Origin of the sequence: Halobellus sp. MBLA0158 (assembly GCF_041477585.1) — an archaeon.
GTDB lineage: Archaea > Halobacteriota > Halobacteria > Halobacteriales > Haloferacaceae > Haloquadratum > Haloquadratum rubicundus.
In genome coordinates, this window is record NZ_JBGNYA010000001.1 from 1342457 (window position 1) to 1356870 (window position 14414).

The 14414-nt window shown below is 70.5% G+C and carries 15 protein-coding genes; 6 read left to right on the forward strand and 9 right to left on the reverse strand.

The window, feature by feature from the left end; translation table 11 throughout:
- Positions 1-118 precede the first annotated feature (118 nt).
- Both OS889_RS07010 and OS889_RS07015 read left to right on the forward strand, forming a co-directional pair.
- On the forward strand, positions 119-1873 hold the full coding sequence (locus OS889_RS07010) for a DNA mismatch repair protein (RefSeq protein ID WP_372388506.1): 1755 nt from the start codon (positions 119-121) through the stop codon (positions 1871-1873).
- A gap of 47 nt (positions 1874-1920) precedes the next feature.
- Positions 1921-2292 carry a hypothetical protein gene (locus tag OS889_RS07015; protein WP_372388508.1) on the forward strand — a complete coding sequence of 124 codons (372 nt, stop codon included), beginning with the start codon at positions 1921-1923 and terminating at the stop codon, positions 2290-2292.
- A gap of 54 nt (positions 2293-2346) precedes the next feature.
- Here the strand turns inward: OS889_RS07015 and OS889_RS07020 are convergent, their stop codons facing one another.
- The 6 genes from OS889_RS07020 to OS889_RS07045 form a co-directional block, all read right to left on the reverse strand.
- The gene (locus tag OS889_RS07020) at positions 2347-2652 is read right to left on the reverse strand and encodes a putative quinol monooxygenase (protein WP_372388510.1); all 306 of its coding nucleotides are present in this window, start codon (positions 2650-2652) and stop codon (positions 2347-2349) included.
- Positions 2653-2730: 78 nt separating this feature from the next.
- A complete protein-coding gene (locus OS889_RS07025) occupies positions 2731-3615 on the reverse strand; it encodes a CheF family chemotaxis protein (RefSeq protein ID WP_372388512.1) in 885 nt (294 codons plus the stop codon).
- 6 nt (positions 3616-3621) lie between these two features.
- A complete protein-coding gene (locus OS889_RS07030; protein ID WP_372388514.1) occupies positions 3622-4608 on the reverse strand; it encodes a CheR family methyltransferase in 987 nt (328 codons plus the stop codon).
- Positions 4608-7178 (reverse strand): chemotaxis protein CheW, encoded by a 2571-nt coding sequence (locus OS889_RS07035; RefSeq protein WP_372388516.1) that lies wholly within the window; start codon positions 7176-7178, stop codon positions 4608-4610. Before OS889_RS07035 ends, OS889_RS07030 begins: the two co-directional genes overlap by 1 nt.
- A 3-nt stretch (positions 7179-7181) precedes the next feature.
- Positions 7182-8531 (reverse strand): chemotaxis-specific protein-glutamate methyltransferase CheB, encoded by a 1350-nt coding sequence (gene cheB / locus OS889_RS07040; protein WP_372388518.1) that lies wholly within the window; start codon positions 8529-8531, stop codon positions 7182-7184.
- Positions 8528-8689 carry a hypothetical protein gene (locus OS889_RS07045; protein WP_372388520.1) on the reverse strand — a complete coding sequence of 54 codons (162 nt, stop codon included), beginning with the start codon at positions 8687-8689 and terminating at the stop codon, positions 8528-8530. Before OS889_RS07045 ends, cheB begins: the two co-directional genes overlap by 4 nt.
- 140 nt (positions 8690-8829) lie before the next feature.
- Here OS889_RS07045 and OS889_RS07050 point away from each other — a divergent pair, with 140 nt between their 5' ends.
- Positions 8830-9318, forward strand: coding sequence for a chemotaxis protein CheW (locus tag OS889_RS07050; protein WP_372388522.1), 489 nt, complete (start codon positions 8830-8832; stop codon positions 9316-9318).
- 68 nt (positions 9319-9386) lie between these two features.
- Here the strand turns inward: OS889_RS07050 and OS889_RS07055 are convergent, their stop codons facing one another.
- From OS889_RS07055 to OS889_RS07065, 3 genes are all read right to left on the reverse strand, one after another.
- Positions 9387-10811, reverse strand: a complete 1425-nt coding sequence (locus tag OS889_RS07055) for an MFS transporter (protein ID WP_372388524.1) — start codon at positions 10809-10811, stop codon at positions 9387-9389.
- 61 nt (positions 10812-10872) lie between these two features.
- Positions 10873-11181, reverse strand: a complete 309-nt coding sequence (locus OS889_RS07060; protein ID WP_372388525.1) for a hypothetical protein — start codon at positions 11179-11181, stop codon at positions 10873-10875.
- Positions 11182-11224: 43 nt separating this feature from the next.
- Positions 11225-12451, reverse strand: coding sequence for a hypothetical protein (locus OS889_RS07065; protein ID WP_372388527.1), 1227 nt, complete (start codon positions 12449-12451; stop codon positions 11225-11227).
- 101 nt (positions 12452-12552) lie between these two features.
- Here OS889_RS07065 and thyA point away from each other — a divergent pair, with 101 nt between their 5' ends.
- Genes thyA through OS889_RS07080 form a run of 3 tightly spaced genes read left to right on the forward strand, consistent with a single transcriptional unit; the run spans position 12553 to position 14357 of the window.
- The gene (gene thyA / locus OS889_RS07070) at positions 12553-13551 is read left to right on the forward strand and encodes a thymidylate synthase (RefSeq protein ID WP_372388528.1); all 999 of its coding nucleotides are present in this window, start codon (positions 12553-12555) and stop codon (positions 13549-13551) included.
- Complete coding sequence (locus OS889_RS07075) at positions 13551-14120, forward strand: dihydrofolate reductase (protein ID WP_372388530.1); 570 nt, start codon at positions 13551-13553, stop codon at positions 14118-14120. Before thyA ends, OS889_RS07075 begins: the two co-directional genes overlap by 1 nt.
- Before the next feature lie 51 nt (positions 14121-14171).
- Positions 14172-14357: an HVO_2922 family protein gene (locus OS889_RS07080; protein WP_372388531.1), complete on the forward strand. Its 186-nt coding sequence runs from the start codon at positions 14172-14174 to the stop codon at positions 14355-14357.
- The last annotated feature ends 57 nt before the right edge of the window (positions 14358-14414 follow it).

The window sequence follows — 14414 nt, forward strand, 5'->3', positions numbered from 1 at the left end:
CCCCGGGACGACTGCCCGGAACCGACCCGGACGCGACGCGCTCCGTTTTCTCCCGCGGTCGGCCGGTCCCCCGCGGCCGACCGCCAACCTACAAGGCGCTGCCCGAAGAGGTGCGGGTATGCGACTGGAGGACTACTGGGGCGTCGGCCCGAAGACGAGCGAGCGCCTCCGCGAGTCGATGGGCGTCGAACGCGCCGTCGAGGCCATCGAGAGCGCGGACATCCGCGCGCTCGTCGACGCCGGACTCCCGCGCGGCCGCGCGGTCCGCATCCTCCGCCGGGCCAACGGCGCCGCGGGGATCAAGATGCTCGGGACGCGCGACGCCCGCGACGTCTACGACGACCTGCTCGCGCTCGCCAGCGAGTACGCGCTCACCGCCCACGCCGAAGACCGGATCCGCGTCCTGACGCCGCTCACCGACACCGACGAGCGCGAGGCGCGCCTCGATCGCGTGCTGGCCGCCCGCGACGCGTGGGCCGCCCTCGACGACGGCGACCGCGACGCGATCCGCTCGGCCTTCGACGACTACGACGACGCCGGCGGGACCGACCGCGCGGCCGTCGAGACGGCGCTGAAGCTCCGCGAGGCCGGCCTCCACGGCGGGACGTTCACCGCCCTCGACGACCTCGACGAGGACTCGCTGCGCGCCGCGGCGGGCGCGCTCGGGACCGTCGGCGACGACGGACGCGTCGCGCCCGGCGCGGACGACGAACTCGACCGCCTGCGGGAGCGCCGCGACTCCGTCGCCGACCTGGAGACGAGCGCGCTCGACGTCCTGGAGGCGATCCGCGAGCGCGGCGTCCGGAGCTTCGAGGAGTTCCGCGCGGCGTTCGTCGAGTACGTCGCGGGCGAGGCCGACGTCCGCCGCGGGCGCGTCGAGGCCGCCGTCGCCGAGGACGCCCGCGACGAGGCGGACTTCACCTCGACGTCGCTGCGGGCGCTCCGGGCGGAGCTCGACGAGGCAGTCGACGAGCGGGAGTCGACCGTCGCGGCCGAACTCCGCGGGTCGATCGAGTCCGCGCGCGGGGACGTCGACACCGCGGTCGCGGCGGTCTCGGACATCGCCTTCGAGCTCTCCTTGGGCCGCTTCGCCGCCGAGCACGACCTGACGCGCCCGGCGCTCGTCGAGGACGGCCTCGCGGTCGTGGGCGCGCGCAACCTCACGCTCTCGGGCGAGGTCCAGCCCGTCACCTACGCCGTCGGCGACCACGGCCTGGACGCGATCGACCGCGACGACGACCCGGCGCCGCCGACGGGCGACCGCGTCGCGGTCCTCACCGGCGCGAACTCCGGCGGGAAGACGACGCTCTTGGAGACGCTCGCGCAGGTCGTCCTCCTGTCGGCGATGGGACTGCCGGTCCCCGCAGAGCGCGCCGAGGTCGGGCAGTTCGACACGGTCGTCTTCCACCGCCGGCACGCCAGCTTCAACGCCGGCGTCTTGGAGTCGACGCTGAAGTCGATCGTTCCGCCGCTCTCGACGGGGGAGCGGACGCTGATGCTCGTCGACGAGTTCGAGGCGATCACCGAACCGGGACGCGCCGCCGACCTCCTGAACGGGCTCGTCGACCTGACGGTCGATCAGGACGCCCTGGGCGTCTACGTGACCCACCTCGCCGACGACCTCAGCCCGCTGCCGCCCGAGGCGCGCATCGACGGCATCTTCGCGGAGGGGCTGACCGAGGACCTCCAACTCCGGGTCGACTACCAGCCGCGCTTCGGCACCGTCGGGAAGTCGACGCCGGAGTTCATCGTCTCCCGACTGGTCGCGAACGCCCGCGACCGCGCGGAGCGCCGCGGCTTCGAGGCGCTCGCGGCCGCCGTCGGCGAGGAGGCCGTCCAGCGGACGCTCTCGGACGCGGCCTGGAACGAGTAGGCCCTCGGGCCGAACGCTTTTGCGACAGCCCGTGGTACCGGGTGCCAATGGTCGAGTTCCCCTGGAGTCGCGGCGCCGCGGACGGATCGAGCGGCGGCGACGAGGACCACCCCGAGGCGCTCGTCGCCTGCGCGTTCCAGGACGGAACGCTCGCGGTCTACGCCGACCGCGTCGTCATCGAGCGGGTCGACCGATCCAGGTTCGACGACAAGACGATCCCGATGGGGGAGATCGAGGGCGTCGACCTCGAAAACGGCATCACGATCGGCTACCTCCAGATCGAACAGACCGGGGTACCGGTGGATTCTGGGGGACTCTTCAGCGACCCGGTCAACGAGAACACGCTCCACTTCGGCCGCGGGAGCCGCGACTGCGCGAGCGAGGCGCGCACGGAGATCCTGGCCCACGCGGAGGGGTGATCGCGGCACGGCCACCGCCACGGCGGTCGCTCGGTCGTGGTCGTCCGTCGTCGCTCAGAGTTCGAGTTCGGTCGCCTCGCTCACCTCGAACTGGATCACTTCGGGCTCGCCCGCCAGCAGGTCCGGAAGCGCCGCCTCGAACGCCTGGAAGTGGTCGGTCTCCTCGTGGTGTTCGAGCGCGGCGGCGTCCTCGTACTGCTCGAAGAAGCGGAGCGTGTGCTCGTCTTCGACGTCTCTCGTCGCCCGGTAGTCGATGACGCCGGGCTCCTCGTTGGTCTCGGCGACGAGCGTCTCGGCGTGGTCGAGCGCCTCGTCCATCCGCTCCGGGTCGATCGGGAAGGTCGCGTGAAGTACGATCATCGGTCGGATCCGTCCGCGACGTCGCCGTCCAGCGGTATATGCGCCGGGGATCCAGAAAGATTCGTCGTCGCCGCGGCGTCACATCTCCGCGCCCTGCTCGTCGATCGCATCGGCGGCGATCGACCGGCCGCGGGCGTTGAGCTCGACCTCGTGGCGGATCCGGACCTCGTCGAGGACGTCGTGGTCGATCAGGCGGACGAACAGCTGTTCGACCTGATCGACGTCGATCCCCAGGAACTGCGGGATGTCGAACGGCGAGACGCCGGAGTACAGCGCCATCAGCACCTGTTTGTCCTGCATCGAGAGGTCCAGCGAGGTCTCCGTCTGCTCCTCGCCGATCCTGAGGAGGGATTTCAGGATGCTCACCGCGCGCTCGGGGCCCGAGACGTACGTCTGCACGCTCGTCCCCTCGCTGTCTGAGTGTTCGACCTCGATGACCTCGCGCTGTTCCTCGCGGACGGTCCGCCGCCCCATCTCGATGTCGCCGATGTCGTCGAGGCGGACCTCGACGAACGTCCCCGAGACGGTCGCGATGCTCACAGACTCCTCTTCGACCTTCAGGCGCCCGCCCTCCCACTCGGTGTTCTGGACGACGCCGCCCTCGACCGCGGGGTGGCGGACGAGGAACTTCGTCGAGGAGAGGAGGGCGTCGTAGAGGTCCATCTCGAACTCCTCGAACTCCGCGGGCGCGACGAGGATGACGTTCTCGCCGTCGTCGAACTGCAGGGCGAGGTAATCGGAGACGGTCGCGACGCGCTGATTGACGTCGAACCGGCCGCCGACGCGGTCGATGGCGTCGAGGCGGAACGTCCGCTTGCCGCCGGTCCCCGCGAGGACGATCCGTTTGTTCGAAAGCAGGATCCGCCCGTTCGTCCAACCGGCTTCGTTCCGCTCGCGACCGTCACGGAGCGCCCGCAGGAACTGTCCCCGTGTGTCTGCGATCTTCGTTTCGCCGGGTTGCACGTGTGTTCACCTCCTGGAGGTAGATCGTGACGTCGAGCCGGATCTCGATTGCGAACCGGACCGCGATCCCGAGTTCGACCGCGACGTCGACGACCGAGAGCGAGAGCGGGATCGGGATCCGGACCCGCCGTCGTTGTTGCCGCCGTCGCCGTCGGTCGAGTCCCGGTAGATCCGCAGTCGCTTTTCGACCGGATCGAACCGCTCCCGACAGGACGCGGGCACGGTCTCTGTCATCCCGATCGTGAGGTAGCCGCCGGGCTCGACGGCCGAACTCAGCGTCTCGAACATCGCCTGTTTGGCCTGCTTGTTGATGTAGATGAAGAGGTTCCGGCAGATGACGAGATTGAACGTCTGCGGCGGGCTCTCCTGTACCAGGTCGTGCTTCCGGAACGACACCAGCTCTTTCACCTCGTCGGCGACGCGGTAGGTGTCGCCGTCCCTGGCGACGTACCGGTCGTTCCCGGCCAGCGGCTCCAACTGCTCTTCGAGGTCGTTGGTCTCGGAGGCGTGGTACTCCCCGCGGCGCGCCGCCCGGAGGATCTCGGGCTTGATGTCCGTGCCGAGGATGCTGAGGCGTCCCGCGTCGATCCGGTCGTCGTCGAGCGCGAGCATCGCGACCGAGTAGGCCTCGCGGCCGTCCGAGCAGGCGGCGCTCCAGACGTTCGTCCGACCCGACTGGCTCAGGTCCGCGAGGATCTCCCGCAGCGACTCCCAGACCTCGGGGTTGCGGAAGAAGCTCGTGACGTTGACGCTGAGCGCGTTCAACAGCTCTTCGCGTTCGTCTTCGTCCTCCCGGAGGAGCTCCTGGTAGTCGGCGTAGTCGTCGACGCGCTGGCGACGCATCCGCGCGGAGATCCGCCGGTCGAGGTACGAGCGGTTGTACGAACTCGTCGCGAACGACAGCGACGACTCGACGAACTCCAGCAGCTCGTCGAAGCCCTCGTCGGTATCGTCGTCGTCGCTCCCGCCGCCGAGGTCGATGTCCAGGCCCATCAGTCGGCTGCCCCCTCCGCTCCGGCGCCGGCCTCGGTCTCGGCGTCGTCCTCCGGCGGGGTCCACTGACGGCGCGCCTGCTTGCCCTCCTCCGGAATCGACAGGGAGTTCACATCGAGGATCGGGACGACGTTCCCGTCGCCGACGACGGCCGTGCCGGAGAGCCCCTCGGTGCCCTTGAGCGGGCCCTGGAGCGGCGTGACGACGACCTCCTCCTGCCGGGAGACGCTGTCACAGCGCAGCGCGACCTGCCGGTCGGCGGGACGGATCCGGACGGTCATCCCCTTCTCGCGGCGGCGTCCGTCGATCTCCAGCGCCTCGCGGAGGCGAATCAGCGGGAAGATCCGCTCCTCGTGGACGATCACTTCGGCGCCGTCGACGCGCTGGACGCGCGCCTGCTGGGAGACCTCGTCGATGTACTTGATCGGCACGCCGAACTCGCGGTCGTCGATCCGGACGAAGAGCACCTTGATGATCGCGACCGACACGGGCAGTCGGATCGAGATCCGCGTCCCCTCGCCGAGGTCGCTCTCGACGTTGACCGAGCCGTCGAGGGACTCGACGGTGGTCTTGACGACGTCCATCCCGACGCCGCGGCCGCTGACGTCCGTGATCTCGTCGTTGGTCGAAAAGCCCGGGTGGAAGATGTAGTCGTAGACCTCGCTGTCTGTCATCTCCGCGAGTTCGCTCCGCGGGCGGATGCCCTTCTCTGCGGCCTTGTCGCGGATGACGTCGGCGTCGATGCCGGCGCCGTCGTCCTCGACGGTGATCACGACGGTGTCGTGCTCGCGCCGCGCCCGGAGTTCGACAGAGCCCGTCTGCGGCTTCCCCGCGGCTTCGCGCTCCTCGGGCGGCTCGATGCCGTGGTCGACCGCGTTGCGCAGGACGTGCATCAGCGGATCGGAGATCTCGTCGAGGATCGTCCGGTCGAGTTCGATGTCCTGGCCCTCCACCGAGAAATTGACCCGCTTGTCCTGGTCGCGCGCGAGGTCGCGCACGAGCCGCGGGAACTTGTCGAAGACCTTCTTCAGCGGGATCAGCCGCATGTCCATCACGGTCTCCTGGAGGTTCGAGGAGATCTTGTCCAGCTCGTCGAGGGTGTCCCTGCCCGCGCTGTCGTCGGCGCCGAGCGCCTGGCGGAGCTTGATCCGGCTCGTGACCAGCTGCTCGACGAGGCTGTGGAGCTCGTCCAGTTGGTCGACGTCGACGCGGACGGACTTCACGGCGGAGATCGAGCGGGTCTCCTCCTCTTCTTCCTCTTTTTCCTCCTCCGTCTTTTCCTCGGCGTCGTCTCCGTCTCCGCTTCCGCCTTCATCTCCCGACTTCTCAGAGCCCTCGCCCGACTCAGCCTCGGCTCCGGTATCTGCGTCGGCCGGAGCTGCCGACGCGGACTCGACATCGCTCTGGGACTGGGCCGGTTCGTCGGGGCCGCTGGACGCACCGCCGCTCGATGGCTCGGCCGTCGGTTCGTCCGGCGCCGGATCCGCGGTGCTCGGCTCGGCTCCTTCCGCGGGATCTGCCCCCGAGTCGTCGCCGTCGCTGTCGCCGGACCCGCCGGACGTGTAGGCGTCGACGACCGCGTCGACCGCGGCGGCCGCGTCGTCGGCGTCGACGTCGTCGGTCGGCGTGGCCGTCGAGACGGTCGGCTCGCTGGCCTCACCGGTCCCGCCGGACGCGTCAGTCGGCGCGTCGTCCGGGGTCGCGTCGCCGTCGTGATCGGCGGCTTCGGCGCCCTCGGGCTCGCCCGTGGATTCCGCTTCGGCGCCGTCGTCGACGACGATGCTGACGTCGGTGAGCGTCACCGATTCGACCTTCCAGAGGTCCCACAGCGTCGCTTCGAGGTCCTCGCGGGGCTCGTCGGCGACGAAGACGACGAAGGTCTCGCCGAAGTCGCCGTCCTCGATCCGGTCGAGGCTCGGGTCGGCCCCCACGACGGCGAGGCCCTCCGGGAGGCCCTCGACGAACAGGCCGCCGTCGACGGCCTTCATGTCGCCGACGTTCAGCGCGATCTCGGCGTGGTAGAGCCGATCGGCGTCCGCGACGGCCGGGTCGTCGAGGTCGAGAACGTCGGCCGCCAGTGCGGGCGCGTCGCCGCCGCTCGCGTCGTCTTCGGCGTCTGCGTCCGCCGCGTCGCCGTCGCCCTCTCCGGCCTCGGCTCCGTCGTCGGAACCGCCGGCACCGCCCTCGTCGGCGTTCGGTTCGGCCGCCGCGCGGATCTCGTCGACGAGGTCGCTCGGATCGCGGGTCGACTCGCCGTTCTTCTCGATCTCGTGGAGGATGTCGAGGATCTCGTCCATCCCGTCGAAGACCAGGTCCATCCGCTCGTGGGTGACTTCGATCCGGCCGTTCCGGACCTCGTCGAGGAGGTCCTCGACGGCGTGGGCGACCGTCGCGGCGTTGTCGAACCCCATCGCGCCGAAGTTCCCCTTGAGGGTGTGCGCCTGGCGGAAGATGTCGTCGATCGCTTCCGCGTCCTCGGGGTTCGATTCGAGGTCCAGTAGCGAGTTGTTCAGCTGGGTGATGCTCTCTTCGGACTCGGTGATGAATTCCTGGTACAGTTCGTCGTCCATCTGTCACTCCTCCTCGAAGTATCGCAGTGTGTTCTCGGCGATCCGTTCGGCCGGCGCCACGTCCGCGACGCACCCCGCCTCGATCGCTCGCCGGGGCATCCCGAAGATGGCCGAGGTCTCCTCGTCCTGGGCGATCGTGTGGCCGCCCCCGCCGCTGATCCGCTTGAGGCCGTCCACGCCGTCGCGTCCCATCCCGGTCAGGAGGACCGCACACAGCGGCCCCTCGACGGTCTCGGCGGCCGAGGCCATCGTGACGTCGATGGCGGGTCGGACGCCGTGGATCGGCTCGGTGTCGGTGAGTTCGAGCTTGAGCCGCCCCTTGCGGTCGCTCGTCGTGAGCAGGTGGTGTCCGCCGGGCGCGACCCGCGCCTCGCCGGGCTCGATCCGCTCGCCGGACTCGGCCTCGGTGACCGAGTACGCCGAGCGCCCGTCGAGCCGGCTGGCGAAGCGCGTCGTGAAGCCCTCGGGCATGTGCTGCACGACGAGGATCCGGAGGTTCGCCTCGCGGGGGAGCCCGCCGAGGACGCGCTCGACGACCGCCGGGCCGCCGGTCGACGCGCCCACGACGAGGGTTCCGACGTCGGGGTAGGTCGCCGCCGACGCCGCGGTACCGGCGCCCGACTGCGCGGCGCTCTCAGACGCCGCGTCGCGAGCGGCGTCGGAATCTGCGTCCCCGCCTGCGGCGGTCGATCTGCTCCGTCCCCGCCGCCGCGACGATCCGCCCGGGCCGTCGGTCGACGTCCCCGACGACCGCGACGGCGACTCGGCCGCGTCCGTACTTCGCGTCGATCCCGATCGAGTCCGCGACCCGGAGCGGGTCGCCGATCCCGACCGCGTCGTCTCGGTTGCCCCGCCGGACCGGTCCGACTCGCGCGTCCGACTCCCGGTCGATCCGCGGTCGGAGACCCGGGCGCTCGCCGAGAGGTCGACGCGCGCCGCGGACTCGACCTTCTCGACCAGTTCGCGCTTCACGCGCGGCATCGACGAGGTGACCTCGCCGCCGGGCTTCGTCACGAAGTCGACCGCGCCGCGGTCGAGCGCCTCGAAGGTCACGTCGGCGTCCTCCTCGGCGTGCGCCGAGAGCATCAGGACCGGCGTCGGGTGGTCCTCCATAATCGCCTCGACGGCTTCGAGGCCGTTCATCGCGGGCATCTCGATGTCCATCGTCACGACGTCGGGGTCGTGCTCGCGCACGGCGTCGAGCGCCTCTGACCCGTCCGACGCTTCGCCGACGACGTCGACCCCGCCCTCTTCGAGCAGGCTTCGAATGAGCGTCCGCATGAACCGCGAGTCGTCGACGATGACCGCCCGCGTCGACTGCCCCTCTCGGCCCCGCTCTGAAGCCGTGCTCATCGGTCCTCGCTCCTGTCGTCCGCGCTGCCGGCCACCGTCGGGAACGCCGCCCGCGCGCTGGTGTTCCCTCGCCGGTCGTCTCGCCGGCTGCCGGACGCGCGGCTCGGTCGTCCCGGGATGGGAATCGGGTGGTCCACAGCGTACTCGTACCCGCTCATCTCTACCGGCCATTCCCAACTGGGGGACTTAAGCGCTCGCCGGCGAAAATCAGCCGTGATAATAGCGTGCGTACATTTATTGCCGACCTGTGCGCTCGACTGAGTAACGACCGACGGCCCACGCCGTCGGCGACATCGCTATGTCCCAGGAACAAACCGCGGCGGCGGGTGCCTCAGCCCCTACCGCCACCGACGACGCCGACGCCGATGCCACCGCCCGCAAGATGCAGGTCCTCGAGTTCGAACTCGGGGGCGAGACCTACTGCGTCGACATCGACTACGTCTCGGAGATCGTCGACCGCGGCTCGCTCACCTCGGTTCCGAACGCGCCGAACTACGTCGAGGGCGTGATGGACCTCCGCGGGCGAACGACGTCGATCGTGAACCCGAAGACGCTCCTGAACGTCGAGGACAGGGGCGAGGCCAGCAGAATCGTCATCTTCGACGCCAGCAACTTCCAGGACGACGCCGCGGTCGGCTGGCTCGTCGACGAGGTCGACCAGGTCGTCCGGGTCTCGATGGACGACGTCGAGGACCCGCCGATGGAGCGCGGCGAGTTCATCGAGGGCATCGTCCGCCAGGAGGACGGCCTCGTGGTCTGGATCTCCCCGACCAAGACGGTCAGCTGAGCCCGGCGGACGGCCGGCGCTCGAACACCTGCCTCAGCGTCGGGCCATTATCAATTTCTGAGTCCCGACTACGCCTCGGCGGCGGCGCTCTCGCTCGGAGCCCCGCTCCGGACGAGCCCGATCGCGACGACGACGAGTCCGCCCGCCGCGAGGAACGCCACGAGATAGCCGACGCCCTCGGCGACGGCGCCGCCGAGGACGCTCCCGAGGCCGCCGCCGAAGCTCCCGATCGCCGTGTAGAGCCCCAGCGCCTCGGCCCGGGCCGACTCGGGCGCGAGTCGCGACACGAGCGCGGTCGCGGTCACCGCGATGAACGCCCAGGAGGCTCCGATCGCGAGGAAGAGCGCGCCGACGACGAGCAGTCCGAACGGGGGCGCGACGGCCGCCCCGGCGACGGCGACGATCGGGAACGCGACGACCCGGAAGCCGAGCGCGCCGACCTGGAGCCCGAGCGGGTCGCGCGTCGTCGCCAGCGCCCCGGCGCGGGCGTAGACGGCGGCCGACGCCGCGGAGTTGACGATGAACAGCGCGAACACCTCGTCGGTCGCGTAGCCCGCATCGACAAGGTAGGCCGGCAGCGGCCCGAAGAACGCGGAAAAGCCCGCGAAGAAGATCGTCGCGCCGAGCAGATATCTGAGGAGCGTCCCCGAAAAGCGGCTCCGCAGGCGCGTGAGGACGTTCCCGCCGCCGATGTCGCGGAGCGCCCAGTAGATCCGGACGGGGCCGAACGGGACGCCGCGGGCGCTCCGGACCGAGGTGCCGCCGTTGAGTCGGAGCCGCCGGGCCAGCCGCCGGAACCGCTGTTCTGAGATGGTCGACGCCTCGGGGTAGCGGGCCACCACGAGGAGGAAGCCCCCGACGGTCGCGACGGCGCTGACGACGAAGAACAGCCGCATCGCCGGCAGCGAGGCCAGCCCCAACTGCGGTCCCGCCACCGACGACCAGGCGCCGCCGGCGACGAGGCCGGCCAGCCAGCCGTAGCCCTGGTAGTGGTTCAGCAGGCCGAAGCGCCGCGTCCACTGGTCGGTCCTGAACCCCTCGACGACGATGATGTTCAACACCGGTGCGGCCGCCGCGATGACGAACCACAGCGCGGCGTTGACGACGAGCACCGACCACGGCGACGCGAGGAACGGCAGGAGCAGGAAGACGACCGCGGTGAGGCCGAGCGCGACGAGGATGAACGGCCGGCGGCGTCGCGTCCGCGTCACCAGCCGCCCCCAGAGGATCGCGCCCGGAACGCCCGCGAACGCCGCCGTCGCGGCGATCAGGCTGACGACGAGCGCGCCGGCCCCGAGTTCGATGGCATAGAGCGGCACGAGCAGCGACGCCGCTCCGACCGCGGCGTAGCCGAGCGCCCAGCCGTACAGCCATCCGTCGGCCCCTCGCGGGCGGTCGTCGCCGGCGGTCGGATCGCTGGCGCCGGGGGCCTCTGCCGATCGGTCCGCGCCCTCGCCGTCGCTCGGTCCGTCGCGGTCGCGCTCTCCGCTCACGTCCGCCGCGACGGCAGGGCGACGTATAGTAGTTGACGGTCCGGTCGTTTCGCTTTCGTCCTCATCGTTCGAGACCGACGACCCCGTCCGCGCGGGGGTCGAACCGGAGCACGAAGGCCGGATGCTTGTAGAGGACGGCCCCGCACGCCCGACAGCGCGTGAAGAGCGGCCGCTCTGCGTCCCAGATGTCCGCCCGGCGCACGACGCCCCCGTTCCGGACGCCGTAGCGGGCGCCCGCGGTCCCGACGTGGGCGAACTCGCGGCCGCCGCAGTCCGGACAGGGATCGCTCAATCGGTCCCACTCACCTCGCTCGACGCCGGTGATCGTGACCGATCGACCGCCGGCGACGACGCGGAGTCTCCGTTCCATCGGCGGCTCTGGCTCCGTCTTCGGTTATAATGCTCCGGGCCCGCTACCGCGGACCGACCGGGTGTTCGAGCGCCCACGGGTCCGCCAGCGCGGCGGCCTTGTCGTCGGTGCCGCGGTCGGTGACGAGGCCGACGTGGTAGAGCTGCGCCTTGTACTGGAAGTGGATGCCCGACTTGTAGACGCCGGGGTCGTCGAGCGCCTCCGCTCGGAGCGTTCCGTCCCGTTCGAGCACGGCGTCGCGGCCGCCCTCGGTGAAGAACACCTCGACGGCCAGGGGACGGTTGATCTCGCAGGCCGTCGCCGCGAGGTCGGGCAGCGTCGCCGGGCGGACGCCGTCGGCGTGGAGCCGCTCCAGCGCCTCGACGACGAGCCGGGTCGGTTCGTACCCCATCGCTACGCTCCGGGCGAGCTGTGCCCAGCGGGGCGCGAGCTCCGTGAAGCGCGTCGACTTGCCCGTCCACGCATCGAACTCGGCCAGCGCCGATTCGACGCTCCCGCACTCGGCGCGAGCGAAGCGGACGACCTCGCGGCCGAGGTGCGTGAGCCGATCGACGCCGCGGCCTTCGACTAGTCCGAGGAGGATCGCGCCGCGGCGACCGTCGCCGACGAGCCGGATCACCCGGTCCTCGTAGACGGCTTCGGTGTCTGCGTCGGCCGCGAGCGCGAGCGGGTAGCCGAGGTAGTTCTTCGGGTGATTGACCGGGAAGCTCCCGTCGGTCAGGCGGTGGGTCCGGGCCCGGAACCGGACCGCCTCGACCCCCGTCGAGAACTCCCCGGCGCCGGTCACCCGCGGGGGTTCGAGCACCGTCGCAGCGGCCTCGCTCTCGACGCCGACGACCCCGACGTTCAGTTCGCGCGCGAGCGATCTCGCCGTCTCGGTGACGCTCTCGGCCGGCGCGGCGACGTAACCGAGGTTCACCTCCGAGAGGCGCGAATGCGCCTGTTCGATGCCGCGGGCGACGTCGGCGGGAGCGTGCTCGCGGTGGCCCTTCGCCTCGACGGCGACGACCGGCGCGCTCGCGACCGACGCGTCGAGGACCTCGCCGGCGGGCAGGCCGACCCCGAGCAGGTCGGGCTCGCCCGAGTCGAGCCGGATCGCGTTGAAGGGTCGGAGCCGCTCGCGGACGTCGTCCGGGATCGACCACCCGCCCCACGCCTCGGCCGTGAACTGCGTCTCCGTGACGGCGTACTGGTCGTCGCGGTCGTCGAGGTCGGGATAGAGCGCGTCCTTCGCGGCGGCGAGCACGGCGGGCTCTGCGAGGGTCGCCATCGGGCTCCCGTTCGCGACGCGATCACTTAAGTGTCGGACGGCGCGCCCCGCCGACCCGAACAATCAAGATTGACCGCGCGCCAGGGTAGAACATCCGGACTATGCGCCAGTATCTCGATCTCGTCACCGACGTCCTCGAAGCGGGGGGACACAAGCCGAACCGAACGGGGGTAGACACGATCTCGGCGTTCAGCCGGCACTACCGCGTCGACCTCTCGGAGGGCTTTCCGCTGCTCACGACGAAGGACCTCTCGGGAGCGCGCTGGAACTCCCTGATCCACGAGTTCGTCTGGTACCTCTCCGGCGAGGAGCACATCCGGACGCTCCGCGAGGAGACGGGCATCTGGGACGCCTGGGCCGACGAAGACGGGAACCTGGACACGGCGTACGGGCGCTTCTGGCGGCGCTTTCCGGTTCCTGAAGAGGGCCTGCCCGGCGAGTCGTGGCCCGAGGACGGCCACCGCTGGATGAACGACGAGGGGACCTTCGACCAGATCCAGTACGCCCTGGATATGCTCCGGGAGAACCCCAACTCCCGGCGGATCGTCGTCAACGCCTGGCACCCCGCCAACGCCGCGGTCTCGACGCTCCCGCCGTGTCACTACACCTTCGTCCTCAACGTCCAGGGCGACGAACTGAACGTCCACCTCCACCAGCGCTCCGGCGACGTCGCGCTCGGGATCCCGTTCAACATCGCCGCCTACTCGCTCCTGGCGACGGCGCTCGCCCAGCGGACCGGCTTCGAGCTCGGCGAATTCGCCCACAGCGTCGTCGACGCGCATATCTACTGCGGCGCGGGCGATCGCGGCGCGTGGTACGCCGACAACCTCGGCGAACTCCAGTCGCGGCTGGCCGACGTCGACGAGCGGACCGAGTACCGCGACGTCCGCAGGTGGCTCGAATCGACCGCGCCGCCCGAGGCCGAGGGCGAAGAGCGGTACGACCACGTGCCGGGCCTCCTCGAACAGTGCGCCCGCGAGCCCCGCGAGCGGCCGACGATCGACGTCGCGGACGTCCCGCTCGACGACCTGACCTTCGAGGACGTCGAACTCTCCGGCTACGACCCCGCGCCGGGCATCGAGTTCGCGGTGGCCGAGTGATGGTCGGCGACGACACCGCGGACAGTCATCGCGACGGCGACGCAGACACCGACAGCGACGATGACGACGTCGACGTCGTCTTGATCGCCGCCGTCGCCGCGAACCGCGTGATCGGCCGCGACGGCGAGATGCCGTGGCACCTCCCCGCCGACCTGAAGCACTTCAAGCGGACGACGACGGGCCATCCGGTGATCGTCGGCCGCCGGACCTACGAGACCGTCGTCGAGGCGCTTGGCGAGCCCTTCCCCGGCCGGACGAGCGTCGTCCTCACCTCGCAGTCGCTGGACCTCCCGGCGGGCGCGGTCGTCGCCAATTCGATCGACGAGGCGGTCGAACTGGCCCGCGAGGACGCGGCGGCGCGCGGCGTCGACGCCGTCTACGTCGCGGGCGGCGGCCGCGTCTACGAGCAGTTCCTCCCCCGCGCCGACCGGCTGGTGCTCACCGAACTCCGGGCGTCTCACGACGGCGACACGCGGTTCCCGGCGTGGGACGACGACGAGTGGCGCGAGACCGATCGCGAGGAGCGCGACGGCTTCGCCTTCGTCACCTACGAGCGTATCCGCGACTGAGGGCCGATCCCGTGCGAACATTTACCATCGATCGCTGCGAGGGACGAACGTATGTCGGCGAAATTCGAGCTGTTCGAAGACCGATCGGGACAGTACCGCTGGCGGCTCGTCCACTCGAACGGGAACATCATCGCGGACAGCGGCGAGGGGTACGCCTCGAAGCAGAAGGCAAAGCAGGGCATCGAGAGCGTCAAGAAGAACGCACCGGACGCGGAGGTCGTCGAGGAAGAGCCCTGATCGTTCCCGGAGCGATCCGTCGGTTCCGGTAATATCGTGTGACGCTGGTGGCTTTAT